This is a genomic window from Leptospira yasudae (assembly GCF_003545925.1).
In the GTDB taxonomy this organism is placed as follows: Bacteria; Spirochaetota; Leptospiria; order Leptospirales; family Leptospiraceae; genus Leptospira; species Leptospira yasudae.
In genome coordinates this window covers 119212-138503 of sequence record NZ_QHCU01000006.1, presented here as the reverse complement: position 1 = coordinate 138503, position 19292 = coordinate 119212, and the positions used below count along the sequence as shown (strand labels likewise).

16 protein-coding genes are annotated in these 19292 nt (G+C 46.9%); 10 read left to right on the top strand and 6 right to left on the bottom strand.

The window, feature by feature from the left end:
- Positions 1–10 precede the first annotated feature (10 nt).
- From DLM76_RS16990 to DLM76_RS16960, 7 genes are all read left to right on the top strand, one after another.
- Positions 11–1909 carry a polysaccharide biosynthesis protein gene (locus tag DLM76_RS16990; RefSeq protein ID WP_118965922.1) on the top strand — a complete coding sequence of 633 codons (1899 nt, stop codon included), beginning with the start codon at positions 11–13 and terminating at the stop codon, positions 1907–1909.
- Positions 1902–2378 carry a ClpXP protease specificity-enhancing factor SspB gene (locus DLM76_RS16985; protein ID WP_118957096.1) on the top strand — a complete coding sequence of 159 codons (477 nt, stop codon included), beginning with the start codon at positions 1902–1904 and terminating at the stop codon, positions 2376–2378. Before DLM76_RS16990 ends, DLM76_RS16985 begins: the two co-directional genes overlap by 8 nt.
- A complete protein-coding gene (locus tag DLM76_RS16980; RefSeq protein ID WP_118957097.1) occupies positions 2375–3985 on the top strand; it encodes an NCS2 family permease in 1611 nt (536 codons plus the stop codon). The genes DLM76_RS16985 and DLM76_RS16980 overlap by 4 nt, the downstream gene beginning before the upstream one ends.
- A gap of 261 nt (positions 3986–4246) precedes the next feature.
- Entirely contained in the window at positions 4247–5134 is an 888-nt protein-coding gene (htpX, locus tag DLM76_RS16975; RefSeq protein ID WP_118965921.1) for a protease HtpX, read from the top strand.
- A 138-nt stretch (positions 5135–5272) separates the two neighbouring features.
- Positions 5273–5806 carry an adenine phosphoribosyltransferase gene (locus tag DLM76_RS16970; RefSeq protein ID WP_118957099.1) on the top strand — a complete coding sequence of 178 codons (534 nt, stop codon included), beginning with the start codon at positions 5273–5275 and terminating at the stop codon, positions 5804–5806.
- 38 nt (positions 5807–5844) lie between these two features.
- Positions 5845–7359 (top strand): S1C family serine protease, encoded by a 1515-nt coding sequence (locus DLM76_RS16965; protein ID WP_118965920.1) that lies wholly within the window; start codon positions 5845–5847, stop codon positions 7357–7359.
- Positions 7360–7367: 8 nt separating this feature from the next.
- Positions 7368–9005 carry a PDZ domain-containing protein gene (locus tag DLM76_RS16960; RefSeq protein WP_158586072.1) on the top strand — a complete coding sequence of 546 codons (1638 nt, stop codon included), beginning with the start codon at positions 7368–7370 and terminating at the stop codon, positions 9003–9005.
- 235 nt (positions 9006–9240) lie between these two features.
- Here DLM76_RS16960 and DLM76_RS16950 read toward each other — a convergent pair whose 3' ends face one another.
- From DLM76_RS16950 to DLM76_RS16940, 3 genes are read right to left on the bottom strand one after another with little or no spacing between them, the layout of a single operon-like run.
- Entirely contained in the window at positions 9241–10488 is a 1248-nt protein-coding gene (locus DLM76_RS16950; protein ID WP_118965918.1) for an AZOBR_p60025 family cell surface glycopolymer formation protein, read from the bottom strand.
- Between the two features lies 1 nt (position 10489).
- Positions 10490–12058, bottom strand: a complete 1569-nt coding sequence (locus DLM76_RS16945; protein ID WP_118965917.1) for an LB_356 family protein — start codon at positions 12056–12058, stop codon at positions 10490–10492.
- The gene (locus DLM76_RS16940; protein ID WP_118957103.1) at positions 12055–12456 is read right to left on the bottom strand and encodes a Fur family transcriptional regulator; all 402 of its coding nucleotides are present in this window, start codon (positions 12454–12456) and stop codon (positions 12055–12057) included. The genes DLM76_RS16945 and DLM76_RS16940 overlap by 4 nt, the downstream gene beginning before the upstream one ends.
- A 332-nt stretch (positions 12457–12788) precedes the next feature.
- On the opposite strand from DLM76_RS16940, the gene DLM76_RS16930 reads away from it, so the two are divergent.
- Entirely contained in the window at positions 12789–13466 is a 678-nt protein-coding gene (locus DLM76_RS16930) for a biliverdin-producing heme oxygenase (RefSeq protein WP_118957104.1), read from the top strand.
- Complete coding sequence (locus tag DLM76_RS16925; protein WP_118957105.1) at positions 13441–14664, top strand: MFS transporter; 1224 nt, start codon at positions 13441–13443, stop codon at positions 14662–14664. The genes DLM76_RS16930 and DLM76_RS16925 overlap by 26 nt, the downstream gene beginning before the upstream one ends.
- A 272-nt stretch (positions 14665–14936) precedes the next feature.
- Here the strand turns inward: DLM76_RS16925 and DLM76_RS16920 are convergent, their stop codons facing one another.
- The 3 genes from DLM76_RS16920 to DLM76_RS16910 are packed head-to-tail and all read right to left on the bottom strand — an operon-like array spanning position 14937 to position 18335.
- Positions 14937–17033: a TonB-dependent receptor plug domain-containing protein gene (locus tag DLM76_RS16920; RefSeq protein WP_118965915.1), complete on the bottom strand. Its 2097-nt coding sequence runs from the start codon at positions 17031–17033 to the stop codon at positions 14937–14939.
- A 6-nt stretch (positions 17034–17039) separates the two neighbouring features.
- Positions 17040–17744 carry an HmuY family protein gene (locus DLM76_RS16915; protein WP_118965914.1) on the bottom strand — a complete coding sequence of 235 codons (705 nt, stop codon included), beginning with the start codon at positions 17742–17744 and terminating at the stop codon, positions 17040–17042.
- Between the two features lie 18 nt (positions 17745–17762).
- Positions 17763–18335 (bottom strand): LIC20153 family lipoprotein, encoded by a 573-nt coding sequence (locus tag DLM76_RS16910; protein WP_118957108.1) that lies wholly within the window; start codon positions 18333–18335, stop codon positions 17763–17765.
- A gap of 192 nt (positions 18336–18527) precedes the next feature.
- Here DLM76_RS16910 and DLM76_RS16905 point away from each other — a divergent pair, with 192 nt between their 5' ends.
- A complete protein-coding gene (locus tag DLM76_RS16905; protein WP_241548291.1) occupies positions 18528–19292 on the top strand; it encodes a leucine-rich repeat domain-containing protein in 765 nt (254 codons plus the stop codon).

Genomic DNA, 19292 nt, shown 5'->3' with positions numbered 1-19292 from the left:
TATTTCCTACATGCTCGGTCATTGGAATCGAAGAATGTGGGTCTTCCCTTTGGATCTTTTATTCATGGGAATCTCCTACTTTTTGGCGCATTGGATCCGCTTCGAATCGTTCGTTTTTCTCGCTCAACCGGAAAGATTTCTCACCTCTTTACTCATCGTCATCAGCGTCCGAGCCGCGGTTTTTATTCTTTCGGACATTTACAGATCGATTTGGGCCTATGCTTCCATTCACGACCTCGTGGAAATCATCAAGGTAACACTTCTTTCTTCCCTGATTTCGACTACGGCGCTTTTGTTCTACAACCGATTCGAACAGCTCTCGAGAATGGTTCCGGTTCTCGATACGCTTCTTCTTTTGAGCTTTCTTTGTATCCGCAGTTTTTCCTGGAGAGTGTTCCGCGATCAGTACATTCTCAAAAAGGCAAAGGAAGAAGGACTTCCCACGCTCATTCTCGGTGCGGGAAAAGTAGGCGCTACGCTTCTTTCCGAAATCCGTAGGCACAACGAACTAAAGCTGAATCCGGTCGGATTCTTGGACGACAACGTCCAAAAGATCGGCGCGCATATCCAAGGCGTTCCGATCCTCGCAAAGATCGATCAAGCCGAACAGATGATTCATCAGTTCGGAGTCAAACAGGTGATCATTGCGATCACCAATCCGGACGGAAAGTTGATCAGCCGTTTGATCCGTTCTTTTGAAAGTACGGACGTGAAGTTCAAGATTCTTCCCTCTTTGGGATCTTTGTTTTTTGATTCTCCCAAACTGAATCAACTCCGGGAAGTTCAGGTGGAAGACCTTTTGGGTCGTCCGGTCGTCGACTTGGAAATCGAATCCATTCGTTCTTATCTCAAAGGCAAATCGATTCTCGTGACCGGTGCGGGCGGTTCGATCGGAAGCGAACTTTGCAGACAGGTCGCGGTATTCGAACCTTCGAGAATTCTCCTGCTGGATTCCGCCGAAACGCCGTTATACGAAATCGAATACGAACTGAAGAAAAAACTGCAAGGTCAGAATGTGGAACTCGTTCCGATCGTCGCGGACATCAAAAATCTTTCCAGAGTCAGTTCGATCTTTGAAAAACATTCTCCGCAGGTAGTATTTCATTCCGCCGCTTACAAACACGTTCCGATGATGGAAGTCAATCCGACCGAAGCCGTGATGAACAACATACTCGGCACGAAAAACATCGCGGACATTTCAAGACTTTCCGGCGTGGAACGTTTCGTTCTCATTTCCACCGATAAGGCAGTCAATCCGGTCAACATCATGGGCGCTTCCAAACGCGCCGCCGAATTGTATCTGCAACATGTTTCGAGGGAAACCAGAACCAAGTTCATCACGGTTCGTTTCGGGAACGTTCTCGGTTCGAACGGTTCGGTGATTCCTCGTTTCCGAGAACAGATCGCAAACGGCGGACCCGTTACGGTTACGCACCCGGATGTGATTCGTTACTTCATGACGATTCCCGAAGCGACGCAGCTTGTGTTGCAGGCCGGAAGTATGGGAGAACGCGGAGAAATTTTTATCTTAGAGATGGGTGAGCCCGTCAAAATCTTGAATCTCGCCGAAGAAATGATTCGTCTTTGCGGACTCAGACCGCATGTGGACATTTCGATCCAATTCACAGGACTCAGACCCGGAGAAAAACTGTTCGAAGAACTTCTTCTGGATTTGGAAGGAATCAAAAAAACGCATCATCCAAAGATCAAGATCGCTGCGCCTCTGGAGAATCAGGAGACGACCACGTTCGTCGCTCGTTTTAACGAACTTCTGAACGCGGGCCGCACCAACAAAGACAAGGATATCTTCCTCGCCTTCAAGGCCCTCGTTCCGGAATACAAAATCCACGGGGATTATTTGAACGAGGCCAACGCGGGAATTACGGATCAGAATTTAAAGAATGGATAAACAAAATCTGAAAGAAGAAATCCTGACGCTCCGAAAGTTCAAACGTTCTTTGTTCGATCTTTACTGGGATCAGTTCGGGACCTTCTATCTGCAAGCCCTTCCCCATCCCCAACTCGTCATCGGCAAACGCGGGTTAGTCGGCGACGAGAAAGAATCCGGGATCGTTCTCGTGTTCGGACCGAAGGGCGGCGTTCGTCGTTTGGACCTTCAGGAAGAATGGATCTACGCGGAACTTCAATTCGGATACATTTGGGAAGAAGTCTTCATTCCCTGGGATTGTGTCCTGCGCTATTTTGATAAAACACAACAAACATTGACGAATCTAAAAGTTTTTACGACGGAGCCTGAGATCCTGCAGGATTTCCGTTCGGGCGAGAAGACGGTCACAACAGAGAAAAAAGAGGATGATACGAAGGACGATAAGTCCAACGTGATTCAAGTGGATTTTGGGAGTAAATCGAAACAATGAGCCAAAATAAATTAAAATGGTTTGTACTGGGGGATTTGGACGGCTTTTTCGGTCTGATGATCGACAATCTGATTCAGATTCTCGTTCTTTCTTTTTTGCTGACCACGTTATGTGGTGTTCCGGGCGATTTCGTTTATAAGGTCATTCTTCCGGGAACGGCAATTTCTCTTCTACTCGGGAATCTCTTCTATTCCTGGCAGGCGCACCGTCTCGCCGAAAAGGAGAATCGGACCGACGTCACCGCCCTTCCCTACGGGATCAACACCGTATCCTTGTTCGCATTCGTATTCTTTATTATACTTCCCGTATATAAGAAAACCGGCGATTACAAATTGGCTTGGCAGGTCGGACTCGTCGCGAGTTTTCTTTCCGGTTTGATCGAGATGTCCGGTTCCTTTGTCGCGGAAAAGATCCGCAAGGTGACTCCTCGCGCCGCTCTTCTTTCTTCTCTTGCGGGAATCGCGATCACCTTTATTTCCATGGACTTTCTGGTGAAAACCTTTCAGAATCCTCTGATCGCGTTTCTTCCGTTCGGAGTGATTCTTCTGCAATACTTTGCTAGAGTAGTGTTTCCGTTTCGTCTTCCGGGCGGACTCGTCTCCGTCATCTTAGGAACCATTCTTGCCTGGTCGCAAGGCGTTTGGGGAAATCCGATGATGGACGGGGCGTTGCTCAAAGGTTCCACGAGTCAGATCGGTCTTTATCTTCCGGTTCTTTCCATAAGCGATTTGTTCTCGGCGTTTCAACACGCGGATATCCGCGAATATCTTTCCGTTTTGATTCCGATGGGGATCTTTAACGTGATCGGTTCTTTGCAAAACATAGAATCCGCCGAAGCTTCGGGAGATTCCTTCAATACCAGAGATTCTTTGATGGCGAACGGAGTGGGAACCGTTGTGGGATCTTTTTTCGGATCTCCGTTTCCGACTACGATCTACATCGGACATCCCGGCTGGAAAGCGTTAGGCGCTAGAGCGGGTTATTCCACTCTCAACGGAGTGTTTATGACGATCGTCGCGCTCTTCGGTCTTCTCGCATTCATCCAAGCCTTGATTCCCGTCGAAGCCGGAATGGCCATCGTACTTTGGATCGGAATCGTAATCGGTTCGCAAGCATTTGAAGCGACTCCGAGCAGACACGCTCCCGCCGTCGTCGTCGGAATTCTTCCCGCTCTTGCTGGTTGGGGAGTTCTTCTCGTTCAATCCACCTTCAACTTCGCGGACAGATCCATCGCCGGAATTCTGGAGAACGCGGGCGTAAAAGAAACCGCGCATCTTTGGATGTCGGATGTTCCGTTAGGATTACCGTTTCTTCCCTATCCACTCGGAGGACTTTTGAGTCTGTCGCAGGGATTTTTGATCTCTTCGATGATCTGGGCTTCGATCGCAGTGTTCGTCATTGATCGTGATTTCAAAAAAGCTTTGATCACTTGTTTGATCGCGGCCTTTCTCGCGGCGACCGGTTTCATTCACGGATTCTCGTTACGAGGAAACGATATTCTCAATCAATTCGATGTCGGTTTAAATTCTTTCGTAACCGCGTATGTGTTGTTGGGGATTTTATTCTTAATCGCTTCTTTTTTTCGTAAAGAACCGAGGAAGGTTTAAAAAAATCGAGATCGTAACAAAAGCGTTGAGCGCATTTCGTTCGAGTTCGGGTCTCATTAAAGACGTAGGTCGGGAGTGATGTCTCTAAGGGACTCGTTGAAAAAAACGCAATAGAAATGCTCCCGAAAGGAGCATTTCTGAGTCTAACATTTCGAAAAGAATTCAATCGGATTTGAAACTCGGTCCAAAGAATTGCACTTATTTTAAGTTTATAAAATTCAATCTCGCTTCCTATGGGGCGCGAGATAAGGAGAAACCAAAATGTGGTTTAAACGAATTGGGTTGTTTTTACTGACCAATATCCTCGTGGTCGTTACGATTTCGATCGTTACGAGCGTGCTGGGAATCGGTCCGTATCTGGATGCAAACGGAATTAATCTGAGTTCATTGCTCGTGTTCTGTTTCCTCTGGGGGATGGGCGGCGCATTCGTATCGCTGTTGCTTTCTAAGTTTATGGCGAAGATGATGATGGGCGTTAAGATCATCGATCCAAGATCCGCGTCCGGAGCCGAAAGAGAATTGTATTCCAAAGTGGAACGACTTGCAAGAACCGCAAATCTTCCGATGCCCGAAGTGGGAATTTATCATTCTCCGGAAGTGAACGCGTTCGCGACCGGACCGTCCAAGTCCAGTTCTCTCGTCGCGGTTTCCAGCGGACTTCTACAAACGATGGATAACTCCGAAGTAGAAGGAGTCCTCGCGCACGAATTGGCGCACGTAGCGAACGGAGACATGGTGACCATGACTCTGGTACAGGGAGTTGTTAACGCTTTTGTAATGTTCTTTTCGAGAATCATCAGCTACGCGCTCAGCACGATGGTCAAAGACGAACTGCAATACACGGTACGTCTTGTGGCGAACATCTTACTCAGTATTCTGTTCAGCATTCTCGGGTCGATCGTGGTCGCGTATTTCTCCAGAACGAGAGAATACCGTGCGGACGCGGGCGGAGCGAAACTTGCGGGACGTCAGAATATGATCGCGGCCCTCGAAAAACTGAGACGCACATTCGACGCACCCGAAGACGAACGAGGCGGAGACGCTCTTGCCACGATGAAAATTTCGGGACACAGCAAATGGATGGCCTTGTTTTCCACTCATCCGCCATTAGAAGCGAGAATCGCCGCGCTGAAGAATTCTGGTTATTAAGAACCGATTCTTCCTCAATCGAAATAAAGCCCGGTTTTGCCGGGCTTTTCCGTATTCCGAACAAAAAAGAATTGTTTGAAATGTCTCCGGTTTTTTGAATAGAACCCGTAAATTAAAAACCTGGGACGTAAAACCTAGATGTCTATTGTTAAATCCAAAATCAGAACCATCCCCGATTATCCAAAACCGGGAATCTTGTTTCGCGATATTACATCACTCTTACTCGATCCGGAAGGACTCGCACTGACCATCGGAACTTTCGTAAACCGCTACCAAGGCAAAGGAATCACAAAAGTTGCAGGAATCGAAGCCAGAGGATTTCTCACGGGAGCTCCTCTCGCGTTTCAACTCGGAGTCGGTTTTATCCCCATCCGTAAAAAAGGAAAACTTCCTTCCGAAACCGTTTCGGAAGAATACGACTTAGAATACGGAAAAGATGTGATCGAAATCCACAAAGATGCGGTCGAACCGGGAGATAGAATTCTTCTGATGGACGATTTGATCGCAACCGGCGGAACCATGATGGCCGCGGTTAAATTACTCAGAAAACTCGGAGCCGAAGTCTACGAAGCGGGGGTCATCATCGATCTTCCCGATTTGGGCGGCGGCAAAAAACTTCAGGAAGAATTGAAGGTGCCGGTTTTCGCGATCTGCGAGTTCGAAGGACATTAGAAAATTCTAAACTAGAAGTTTCTTATTGGGAGGGCCCATTGACGGCTAATCTATCCGGTTTTTTTAGGATTTGGTTTCGAAGAAATTCGAATGTTGCGCTCCGGGCCTTCTCGGTCGTTTTGTTTCTCGTTTTTCAAAGCGGCGTTTACGCCGTTGAAAACGCCCTTCCCTTCGACGAACTCCGCAAAGGCGTCGTTCAAATCCGGGTTTATTCCCAAGCGGTGAATCCGTTTTCTCCTTGGACGACCGATACGGTGCGGGCCAGTTCGGGCACCGGTTTTTTAATCGGAAATAAAAGAATTCTTACCAACGCGCACGTCGTTTCGAACGCGAAGTTCGTGCAAGTGCAGAGATACAATCAAACCGAATGGTACGGCGTGAAGATTCTTCATCTCGCACACGACTGCGACCTCGCGGTTTTGGAAGCGGACAGCCCCGACTTCTACAAGGATTCGAGAGATCTTTCTCTCGGAGAAATTCCCGAACTCAATTCTCCCTTGATCGTGGTCGGTTATCCGATCGGAGGGAACAAGGTTTCCGTTACGCGAGGGATCGTTTCAAGAAAAGATCAATCCGTATATTCTCATTCCGCGGTGGACAGTCATTTGGTTCTGCAAGTGGACGCCGCGATCAATCCGGGTAATTCCGGCGGGCCCGCGATTCAGGACGATAAGGTTGTGGGAGTTGCGTTTCAAGTCGCGACCAAAGGGGAGAATATCGGATATCTCATTCCTACCAATGTGATCCGTCACTTTCTCACGGATATTGAAGACGGAAAATACGACGGTTACGTCGAGCTCGGAGTGAGAACTCTCAATTCGTTTAACATTTCTTTGCGAAAGGCGAAGAAGATTCCCGATTCTTTGGAAGGCGTGTTCGTTACGCGCGTGTTGAAGAACGGTTCGGCGGAAAACCATCTGAAAGAAGGCGATTTTCTCGTGCAGATCGACGGACATCCGATCGGAAAAAACGGAACCGTGATGCAGGACAAGGACGCACGAGTCGACTTTGTCGAGATCGTGGATAACAAACACGCGGGCGATCAAATTTCTTTTAAGCTCTATCGTGACGGAAAGGAAATGTCCGTTTCGTTTCCCGCGCTTCGTATGCCCGATTTCGATTTTATGCGGAATCAATACGACAAGTCGTACGATTACGAGATGATCGGCGGACTTCTCTTTCAAGAAATGTCACGCGATCTCATTACGAGTTGGAGCCGCGGAGGAAACACTTCCGGAGGAAGCCAGCTATTATACAGATTCTTTTACTTTATCGAAGACGGTCTGAATCGAAGTAGAAAGACGGACGTGGTTTTATATCGAAAACTTTCGCATCCCGTGAATTCCTCTTCGGATTACTTCGTCAATCTCGTGTTGGAATCGGTAAACGGAACTCCCGTCGGAGAATTGAACGATCTCAAACGGATTCTGAAAGAATCCAAAGAAAAATATCTTCGTCTGAAATTTTTAGACGTTCAAGTTCCTTTGATCTTGAATCGGGAAGAAGCCGAACGAGCGGACGAAAAAATCCGCAAGACCTACGGTCTGGAGTAAATACGAACATGACTCAATTCAGAACCTTGCTTTTTTCCCTCGTTCTATTTAGCTTCGTTTCGATCCCTTTTTCGATTTTTGCGGAAGTTTCTTCCCAGGGAGAATCGGATCTGCTTCTTATTAAAAAAAATCACGTTAAAGCGAAACATTCCAAAAATGCAACCGCGCAAAACGGAGCTGCGAACGGTTCCCCAAAGGAAACTCAAAAGGAAGAAAAGAAGGAATCCGTTTCCAAATCCTCGAAATCCGCCCAGGAATCGTATTATAAAAGCATTGTGCAGATCAAGGTAACGTATCAGGAACCCGAATACCACCAGCCTTGGAAAAAGAAAAATCCTAGAGTAAGGCGCGGGGTCGGAGTCGTAACCGAGGGGAATCGTATTCTCATTCCCTATTCTCTTTTGCCGGACGCGACTCTCGTCGAAGTCAAAAAGTATTCTTCGTATTCCGAGATGAAGGCGATCGTATTCAGACAAGATCCGGAATCCAACCTGGCTTTATTGCGTGTGGAAAAACAGAATTTCTTTGACGATTTGGTTCCTTTGGGTTTTTCTCCCGTGGTCGTATTTCCGAAGCAAGTCAACGTTTATCAGTTGGACAATTCCGGTTCCATCCAATCGACCGCAGCAGCTCTTTTGAGCATGGACATGGATCAAATGCCTCTCGGACAGGTTGAACTTCCCGTTGTGGATCTGAGTTCGAGCGAAGGTTTGAACGGATTCGGGGAAGTCGTGATCGAAAACGGAAAAGTCACGGGACTTCTCTACGACTTTACGTCCGGAAAAAATTCGGGAAGAATCATTCCCTCTTTTATCATTCAAAAATTCGTCCATACTCCGGGAACGAACGTGTTCGGTTATAAGGGATTTCGTTTTAGACCGATCACCGACGGAGCCGTAAAAAAATATTACGGAATGGAAGAAGGTGATTCGGGGATTCTTGTCGCCGACGTGATTCCGGGTTCTTCCGCGAGCGGAGTTTTGAAACTAGAAGACGTCATCCTTGAATTCGGCGGAAAGAACGTGGATTCGAAAGGATATATCGATCATCCTCTCTACGGAAAACAAGTTCTTTCCTTCTTGGCGCATTCGGGAGATTCTTTCGGTTATTCTCTCGGGAAAGAGATTCCCATGCTTGTTTTGCGCGATAAAAAGAAAATTCAACTCAGCATGAAGCTGAAGCCGTTCCCGTATTCCGCGGTTCGAATTCCGTATAAGAGCATTCCGAATTCCAACGATTATGCGGTGGAAGGAGGTTTCGTTTTTCTGGAACTGTCCGAGGCCCTTCTGGAAGAATGGGGAAAGGATTGGAGATCGCGCGTGGATCGTAAGCTTCTTTATCTTTACGACTATTCTAAGTTTCACGAGAAGGAAGGAGACACGGGAAGAATCGTTCTTCTTTCCCAAGTGTTGCCCGACGAATCGAACGACGGTTTTCACGATTTCAGTTTTAAGATCGTTGAGAAGATCGACGGTCAGGACGTGAAGTCCGTTGCCGATCTGAAGCGGAATATCCGCGAAGGAAAATCGAATTACGCGGTGATTTCGTTGGACGATGGAAATCAGATTGCGTTGGATCGAACGAAGCTCGGTGAAATCAACGAAAGAATTTATAAAAGTTATAAGATTCGTTTTTCAGGAAATTGAAAGAAGCTGAGCCGGATCCAATAACAACTCGTTTCGATTCGCTTTTTGTTTGTCGGACCAAATAATCGTGATTCATTTTGGATTGCAAAGATAAATGAATCCGATTTGCGAATCCCATTTTTTTAGTTCCGTTTTCCATTTCAATCGCGGAAGCACGGCGAGCCGTCGCCAATCAGATTCGTATTCTTTCGGATAATACCGTTTAGGTCCAAGGAACGGACTTCTACATTCTTTTTCACTTCCAAAGTTCGAAAGGAAGCGGAGTGGAAACGAAGGCGAGCTTGAACAAAAAGAAAAAGAAAATGCTTCCGGTTACGAGCCAATAGGCGGTATCCGAAATCGTTTCGTCTTCGGTTTTCCAAAAAATCAAAAACGCGATCGAAACCGTAAACATTCTCGAAACGTTTTCGTACGAGGACCAATACAGCACATAACCCGCGGAAAAAACCGAAACGATCACAAAGAAAAACGAAATTCTGAGTCCGATCGCCTTGTTCCAACGTCCCGTCGCAAGCACGGACAAGCCCGCGAGAAATAAAAGAAAGATCGGAACTCTCGAGAACTTCTTCGCAAAAAGAATCAATCCCGTTTCAAAATCGGGAACTTGCAGAAAAGAGAATATACTCGGTTCGTTGATTTCCTTCCAATAACCGAGAAAACCGTCTAACGGCGCGAAAAAATCCGTAAATCTTGCGGGTGACCAATGCGGAAATTGAATTCTTAAAAACACGGCCCAGCAAAACGGCAAAAACAAGGTGGCGGCGATCGCGATCGAATGTTTCCATCGACGATCGAACAAGGATTGAATTCCTAAAGGAAACAAAAGAAAGAATGCCTGTTCTTTGGTGACGATCGAAAGACCTCCGAACACCGCAAACAACAGCCACTTCTCTTTTTTATAAAACCAATATGTGATTACCAAAAGTCCCGTGAGAACGGCGTCGCTGACCAAGAGCGCATAACTTCCCAATAAGAACGGAGAGAATAAATAGAAGCTTGTATAGATCTTGAATTTTTCTCCGCATAAGTCCCGCAGCAAATACCAAGAGACAAGAATTGCGGCCAGATTGAGGAAATACATTCCGAAAACCGTTCCCCAAGGGCCGAACCACCCGAAGATCGAAACGAACAAAGGATATCCGATTCGGGGCGCTCGAATGTTTTCCTCGAAACCTTTGGGCCAATCCAAATGGAATTCGCTTAACATTCTGGAATAATAATAAAAGATTTGTCCGTCGTATCCGGCGCCGAGATCGCCGGGTCGGCCTAAAAATACGACGGCGCCTTTCGGAGTCGTTGCCGGATTTTGAACCGCGAATTGCATTCCGAAGTTGATCTGTGAGCTCGGGTTCCAATCGTACTTTCTCCAGATCAGAACGGAGGCAAGCGCGTATAACGCGAAAAATAAGGGAAGAATTACGAACGGGTTTTCAAGCCAAGAACGAACTTTGCAGAAAAAGGAATTCGTTCTTTCCGTTCGCATATCATTTTCTTTCCGGAGAAGAATTTAAAAAATCCTGAATCGCCTGCCGATATAAGGAAGAACTGCGTTTTGCCGCGTTGAACGTCAGGTGATGCGGGTCCAAAAACGACTTCTTATCCGGGATCGCGTCCTTGAGATCGTAAAAGCCGAACGTTTCGTTTGTACGAGAATTCAGAAATTCGAGATAACCGGAATACCACTTCCCATTTTTATAATATTTACTTTCGATCGGATTCTCGGGTGAATTGATGACGATCAGCTTCTGCCCTTTCGCCTTAAACTTCTCGATCGTCTTTTCCAAAAACTGGATCTCGGACCAAATGAAATAAGAGGAGTTCCCGAGGATTTCCTTGTTCCGTTGGATCTTTTTCAGACGATTGAGAGCGCCTTCGTTTTCGGGATTAAAATAAAGACGTCTTTCATAGTCTTTGAAATAGTCTTCGTCGGACATAGCTTCCACCCGATCGTCGTCCAAGCCGTGAATTCGATCGTAGGAAATATCGGAACGGATTTCTCTTCTGCAAAAATTCTGCGGCAGACGAATCCCGTATGTTGCGGGGATTCCGAAAATTCTCGCGTCCACTTCGTCCGAACTCGTCGTAGGTGAAACGGTGAATTTCAAAGTCACCTTCTCCGGTTTGTTTTTGGATCCATCGGTGAAATCCAGAACGAGCGGTTTCCAGCCGGCTTTCGCATACGTTTCTTGGTGGGACGGATATTTCAAAGGAGTTCCGTTCGGAGTGATCTCCTCGATAAAAACGCTGATTCCCGGTTTTTGCGTAAAAATATCTTCCGACAACTTCCCGTCTTTGAGTTCGCATTCGATCGTGAATTGGGGAGGAGTCCAACCTCTTAGAAAAATCCCTTCTTTCGGCATCGCGCCCGTGTAGTAGTGATAGGAACGCATGGTTCTCGTATGATGTTCCATGTATTCCGTCCAAGGATCGTATAAGAAACTTCTAAAACGATTGAGGAGAATCGCGGCCTTGGTCAACTGAGCGAAAAATTCCCCCTTCGTGTATTCTTTCCAATGGTCGGCGAGGAATTCTCCGGGGAAAATGAATCGATTTTGATGACGGACCTTGTAATCCTTCATCCGAGCTTCTTCGTCGAAGCTCGCCAAGGAACTTTCCGTTTTTTGAATATAATCTAATTGTAAATCGGCCGGGTTCAGAACGTAAACGACGAGTTCCGGTTTTTTCGCTAGGATGTCGTCCGAATAATAATAAAAGTCCGTGGGAGACAGCGCCGGATGAGAATAGAATTCCGCTCTGAAGGCTTCGGCGTCTTTCGCGCCGGAAGACCGAAGTTCCTCCGTAATTTGTTTCGGATAAGAAGAATACAGAGCGACGCTGCTTCCTGCCACAAGAATTCCCTTCTCCTTTGAATCAAAGCGGATGTTTCTGCGTTTGTGAAGAAAGTTATACCAAGGAGAAGTGTCCCATTCGAGTTCGTTCGGAAATTCAAAGAGTGCGATGGGAAAGAGGATTCTATCGATGAAAATAAATCCCAGGATAAGAAGGAGAGAAATCCAGATTGTTTTGAGTTTTACTTTAGATTCGGAATTCATTTTGCCTTGGAATTACAGTCGGAACAGGTTCCATAGAGAATGATCTCATGGGTGTCCACGGTAAATCCTTTCGGACTTTTGTCCAGAGGAAACGGACAGATTTCAATGTCGAACACTCGGTCGCATTGTTTGCAGTGAAAGTGATGATGATGGTGAAGATGGCTCGCTTCAAATCGCGAGGATTCTCCCGGCAAATGGATCTCGTTGATCGCTCCGGTTTCCATCAGATGATTGACAGCTCTATAAACGGTCGCAATTCCCAAGTTGTCCAGATTTTTGCGGGAAAGTTCGTAGATCTCTTTGATCGAAAGCGGACCTTTGGCTGCCTCGAGAACCTTGAGGATTTCCCCCTTTTGTTTCGTGTTTCTGAGGGCAATTTTTTTCTCTTCTACTTTCATGCGAACGACAAGCTTCCGATCCCCTTAATTCTCGGCGGCCGACCTTTGCCCTGTCAATCGCAAATAACACGGTGGGACTTTGTGGGAACTCATACGAAAGCTCTCTTTGCAGGAGAATTCTTCCGTTGCAATTGGAACGTGAGAGTTCCCACAAAGTTTTACGGTTCGATTGGGAAATTCGCAGGAGTTCCCACAAAATTTCCCATTGCAATTGGAGAATCTGAGGAGTTCCCACACGATTTTTCAGGGAAACACGCTTCCTTCTTCAAAAATAAGTTTGATTCTCAGTATCAAATTTCGAGAATTGTCACAGTATTGTCAGGAGATACGTAATGAATTTAGCAACATTGCTTCGGGAAGGAACCTCCGAAGAACACAAAGCCGCAGAAAGTTCCGCCTTCATTCGCTGTTTTATGAAGGGAGTTTTGGAAAAAGGAACCTACGCGCGCCATCTGGAAGCATTTTACTTTGTGTATGAGGCGATGGAAGAAGAACTCGAGCGTCACGCGGACAACCCCGTTCTCAAATCGATTCGCTATCCGGAACTCTATCGCAAGAACGCACTTTTAGAAGACCTTCAGTTTTTTTACGGATCTTGGAAGGCGGCGGATCACAAACCGACAGCTGCAACACAAACCTACGTGGATAAAATCCGCAAAATTTCGGCGACACAACCAGAACTCTTAGCGGCGCATTCTTATGTTCGTTACTTAGGGGATCTTTCCGGCGGGCAAATTCTGAAGAAGGTCGCTGCTAGAGCGTTGGCGCTTCCGGAAGGAAAAGGAATTTCGTTCTACGAGTTTCCGGCGATCACCGATATGAACGCGTTTAAAGGAAATTACCGCACCGCTCTGGATTCTCTTCCCGTAAGCGATGACGTAAAGCAGCAGATCCTAACGGAATCCAAACAAGTATTCCTCTTGAACCAAGGAATTTTCTCCGAGCTGGAACAGGATCTGATTTCTGCGATCGGTAAGGAAGCGTATGACGCAGTTCTTGCAAAAGGCTGATCGAAAAAAATCCCCCTATTTTTTACCGGCGGCCGTCTTTCTGGCGATGCTTCCGGTAACGATGATCGTTCCCGTATTTAAGGAAATCGTAAAGGACCGTTTTCAATCGGGCAACGGAGAAGTCGCCTGGTTCCTGAGCATCGCGATGCTCGGGTCCTTTTTCTTTTCTCCCATTGCGGGATTTCTTTCGGATTATTTCGGAACCCGCAGAAAGATCATCATTCTCTTCTGCGGGTTGGACGCGTTGTTATTGGGCTTGCTTCCGTATGCGGACAATCTCGCCACCCTTCTGTTATTGCGTTTTTTGGAAGGAGGTGCACACGTATTCGTGATCGGTCTTCTTCTCGCTTCGGTCGCCGACGTGGAACACGGAGAATCCAAACTCAAGTTCGGAAACGGCGCCTTGATGGGTTTGTCCGGTATGCTTCTTTCCTTAGGAGGGGCCGTCGGAGTTTCACTCGGATTTTTAGGCAAACAGGATCCCACTCTTCCGTTTCGGATGGGTTCCGGGATTTTACTTTTTCTCGCTTTGGTCGTTTATCAATTCGTTCCTGAAGAGAAATTCAATCGAAGCAAAAAACATTCTTGGAAAGAATCCGGAATCGTCTTTTTATCGCATCCCCTTCTTTTATTCCCTTTGGCGTTTCAGTTTCTGGATCGTTTCACTTCGGGTTATTTTATGAGTTCTCTCAATCTTCGTCTTCGCGAAGAATTCTCCCTCAATCCTTCCGAGACGGGGAGAATGTTGTCCTTGGTTTTTTTACCGATGGCCTTATTGTCGTATCCCGCGATCCGACTTTCCAAACGAACCGGTAAATACTTTCCGGTTGCGATCGGTTCTTTGATCTACGGGACTTCGTTGACTCTTTCCGGAATGTTTCAATCCGTTTTGTGGATCAGCGTTTCTTTGTTCTTCTGCGGATTGGGTGCGGGTTTGATGTTTGCTACATCGTTGCGTTTGGCTTCTTCTCTTTGTACGCGTGAGAACAACGGACTTGTGATGGCGGGTTTGACCGGCTTCGGTTCTCTCGGTTTCTTTTTAGGTCCGATTTCTTCCGTGGGCTTGGATCGTGTTTCCGCAGCGGTCAATCCTGCTTGGAATTCTTCTTTGACTGCGGTTGTGTTCGGGCTTGCGCAGATCGCGATCGTTCTGGTCAGCATTCCGTTTTACAAAACCTTAAACAAGAAAGACGTTTGATTTAAATTCTTCCATCAAGAAAGAATAGAATAGAGTTCCGACAATCTTTCCGTAAAACCTGCGGGCCCCACCCTGAATTGGGCGGTGGAGGCGGGCTCGTGGGAAAAATCCGGAAAGATCCCTATATCAAAAAAAGATCATATTGACGAGTAGAATTCTTATCCCGTGTATTTGTCGGAACTCCTACAATCGTCCGTTTTTCAGAAAGAGAATGTGCTTCTCACGGAGCCTGCATACGCTCTTAAACGAAGCGTTGGGATCTAACTTCTTTCTTAGAATTGAGCCGAAAATCCGCCGTAGTAGAAGCGAGGCCGCATCGGGTTGTAGGCGAGTTCGTATTGGTTCAACACGTTGTCCACTCCCACAAACAACGCAAAGTGTTTTTCAAAGAATTTCTGTTCCATTCGGATGTTGATGATGGTGAACGGTTTCCCGTACGTAACCGGAGGATTTTCGTTCAGCTTGACTTCGGTTGGAATGTAATCCTGTCCCGCTGCTGACAAGTTGTTTGTGGAACTGTAGAACGGACGTTTGTCGAGATGTTTTCCTCTCAGGTTGAATTGAAAACCGCTCGGCGTATTGTAGATGAAGTTCGCGGAAGCCTGGTGAAGCGCTCTTCCTTCCAGAGGACGGTCGGTAGTTAAGTCTCTCGTATCCGTGTGGTTGTATCCCAATTCCAACGTGAAGTGTTTTAGGAACCGGTATTGAACTCCGAATTCTCCGCCTCGCGTATAAGCCTTTGCGATGTTCTGCAATTCGAATTCGGCGAACTCTTTTCCCTTATTGGAATCGAACTTGTATTGAATCAAGTTGATGATGTCGTTTCGATACAAGCTGAAGGAGAAGGTAAGAAAACTGAACGGAGTGTATTCCAAGTCGGAATTGATCGTGATCGATCGCTCCGGTTTTAAGTTCGGATTTCCTTCCACGACGTAACCCACCGCCGGGTTTTCAAAACGAAGATACAATTCCTGAAAGCTCGGAGGACGAAACCCTCTTCCGTAACTCGCTCTCCATACCAAGTTCTGGAGAATATCATAACGCATCGCGAACTTCGGAGTCGTTTGGTTTCCGAATTGGGAATCGTCGTCGTACCGAACTCCCGGGATCACTCGAATTCTGGGAGAACGGGAGATCGTCCATTCGTCCTGAAAGAAGGCGGCCTTTCTCGTTCGATATACATAACGATTTTGTAATCGATCCGATTCCAATTCGTTCGCGAAGGATTCGGCTCCCATCGTGATAAAATGTCGGTCGGAGGCTTCCATATCCAATTGAACGGTTCCTTGAGAAGTGAGTTCGGCGTTCAACTGTTTTACGTCTAACTCGTCGGAACCTCGTTGATTATTGTAATACTTGTTTTCCCATTTGGAGATATTCCCGCGGAAGGAGATCAGATTTTTTCTTCCGAATCCGTATTCCAAAGAACCGGTCGCTAAAAAGTCGTGCGTCTTGTTGTTCCGATCAAAGACGGCCTTGGACTGAGTTACGTCGACTCCGTTTTGATCCCTGTGTTGGTAGAGAATTCTCGTCTTACCCTTGAATTTTCCGTCCGGGTTGAAGGTAAGATTCATTCCCGCGTTTAAGTCTTGGTATGCGTTTCCGGTCGTCGCCTGCGAATCGGGAACCAATCGATATCCCGGATTTTTATTATAACCCGCGGAGACGCCGCCGCTCACCATCTCGTTGCGGAATCCCATATTGGCCGTGGTATTGAATTCTCCCTCGGTATTGAAGTTTTTCCGACTTCCGTTTCCGTACGTCGTCCGCATTTCGTAGCTGAGCTTTTTGTCGGCTTCTCTCGTGATGAGGTTGATGACCCCTCCGATCGCGTCCGCTCCGTATAACGCCGATGAGGCGCCTTTTACGATCTCGATTCTTTCCAGGTTCTGTACCTTGAATCGGCTGAGATCCACCGCGTTGTTGAGACGTCCGGAAATTCTTTCCCCGTCTATGAGAATCAGAACGTATTGGGAATCGAGTCCGAGCATTCGAACTCTCGATCCCCCGAAAAACGGAACCACGTCGATTCCGAGTTGCGTTTCCAAAACTTCGGCGGCGTTTCTCGCACCGCTCGCTTCGATCTTTTTGCGGGAGATAACCTCGGTCGCAACCGTGGAATCTTTGAGTCTTCGTTCTCCGCGCGAACCGGTGACCACGATTTGCGAATCTTCGGGAGGTTGTCCGTTCTGGCCCGTTTGACCGTTTCCGTTTTCCTTCGTAGGACTCGTGTTCGGAGATTCTTTTTCGGAAACCTGATTGTTCTGTTTCGTCTTCTCATCCTGCGCTCCGACGGAAAAACAAAAAAGAATCAGAAACAATATCTGAATCGTCTTACGTTGAAAAATTCGGCGGATGGAAACGGTCATGTGAGATTAGTAAGAGATCTGTTTCCACTTGATCGTAGGATATGCCGAAGTTCCTTCGGCGCTATAATAACCCGTCACTTGAAGCAGATAGTATTCGCCGCCAGTATGAGAACGAACCACGAACAATTTATTGTTGGGCTGCAAAAACGCCAAAGTATAGTTGAACCATTTATTGAGAACGTCGCTTCCTACGTATCTGGTTTCAACCCCTCCGGCGGCGACTTCGGAAACGTTCGTATCGGGAGAAAACGCCGCGTTCGGACAACCGAGCGCCGTGGATGAACTCGCAGCCGCGGCGTTAAAATCCGTAAGAATGGGATTGGTTATACAAGCCGCGCCTTGTGCGGATGAATTGGTCAATCCACCGTTGGTCTGCAGTTTGAATCTCTGAAAGCCGATATCCCAGCCGGTGGAAACGTCGGGGACGTTGGCTTGCGCTTTATTAGAAAAATTGAATTTGATCCACACGTCATACGAAACCGCTCTGACCTTGGTCGTGAACGATCCGTCACCGTTGGGTTCCGTGGAGAGAATTTTGGAGCTGTTCGCTTCCTCGATTTGTTTTTGGATCGCGAGAAGCGATTGTCGAAACGCAAGTTCGCCCTCGTCGATCGCAGGGTGTTGTCTTGCGCACGAAATGAGAAGCGTGAAAATCCCGAACCCGATCAGGGCTTGTTTCCAATATAGATTGAAGTTCGGGATCAAATACATTTTCAGTCGGTTACCATCTTATTGAATTTGGAACGTAGTCGTCGGTGGTTCCGCAGTTCTGCTCGCGAGATAGAATACGAAGTAATAATCTCCGCCTTTAGTCGCGTTCAGGGTGTAAGTGAAAGGTCCGTCTCCGGCTGCGCTTCCGTAAGTTCCTTCGCTACCGCCGGTATAAGTGGATCTTGCCGTATCCAGAGCCGAATCCAACAACGGACAAGAAGAAGCCGTGTAAACCAAAGGAGCGTTTGTGTTTCCCGCAGTCCCTTCGTCGAAGTCGGCAACGTTCCGTCCGGTGAAAACGATTTTTGTTCCGTTTACTGCACCCGTAACTTTTACGGCCGCGATGGAATGGTTCACAAAGGGAACTTTTCCGTAAACTAAAGTTTGAACGGATGTAGATGCAGTCATCGCAGGAAGTCCCGCTACTCTGCCGCCGACGTTTGCGGAACAGTTATAACCGTTTGCCGCAAGTCCTAATAAAAGAAGATTCAATGTATCATCGTCTTTCTCGTCTTTTTTACACTGTAAGAGCGCACCGAGGATGAGACTAAAAATAACTGCCGTTTTAACATACTTCTGGATGGTTCTCATAATTACTCCTTCTGTCTTTGAGAGTCATTTTGAAAATGTGAAGATGAGAGTCAAACTCAAAATCAGGCAAAAATGAGCAAACACTCGAAACTGAATCATCAAAACAAGAGCACGTTATTTGCCTCGTGTATGGATTTGGGAAAGAATTTGGTTTCTCTTTCTTTCCATTTCGGTTTCCATCGTATTTGTATGATGCGATCCGATCGAAACGAATCTCGATGGAAACAAAGTCCGCGAGCGAGCATCCTCGGTTGCTTCTTTGCACTTTCTGTATGGCTTTGCTTTCTTTCTTGTTCGTGGTTGGAAAGAGAACCCGTTTCCGGCGGAATCCCCGTATATTCTAAAGAAGGAAAGGTTCTTCGTTATTACCCGTATCAAATCCGATGGATCGGATTCAACGAGAGCGAACTTCCGGACACGGCCAGTCTTGTCGATTTTCGGAATTTGGTTTCGCTCGAAATTCTTCATCCCGAATTTGAGAACTTGGAGGAACTCAGTTCCTTAAAGACGATCGGGTTTTTGAACGTCAACGGAACCAAGGTGAAGAATCTGAGCGCGTTGAACAAACTTCCCGCGCTTCACAGTTTGTATTTAAACGAAACGTCCGTGGACGAAAAGGATCTGAAACGTTATCCGTCCATCGGAACTCTGACCAAGCTCGGTTTGTATAAAACGAAGATCAAGGACCTATCCTTTATCGGTGCGGAATGTAAACTGAGGCAGCTCGACATTCGGGAAACGGAAGTGGCTTCCTTGGAACCGATTTCGATCTGTAAGGATCTTTTGGAACTTCGAATCGGACATACGAAGATTCGGGAAATCCGCCACGTGTACGAAATGAAGGATCTTCGTTATCTCGAATGGAGCGGTTTAAAACTTTCCAAAGAGGAATTGGATTGGATTCGGGAACAGCTTCCCTATCTCAAACTCGTTCCGATGCATATAAATCCTTTCTAA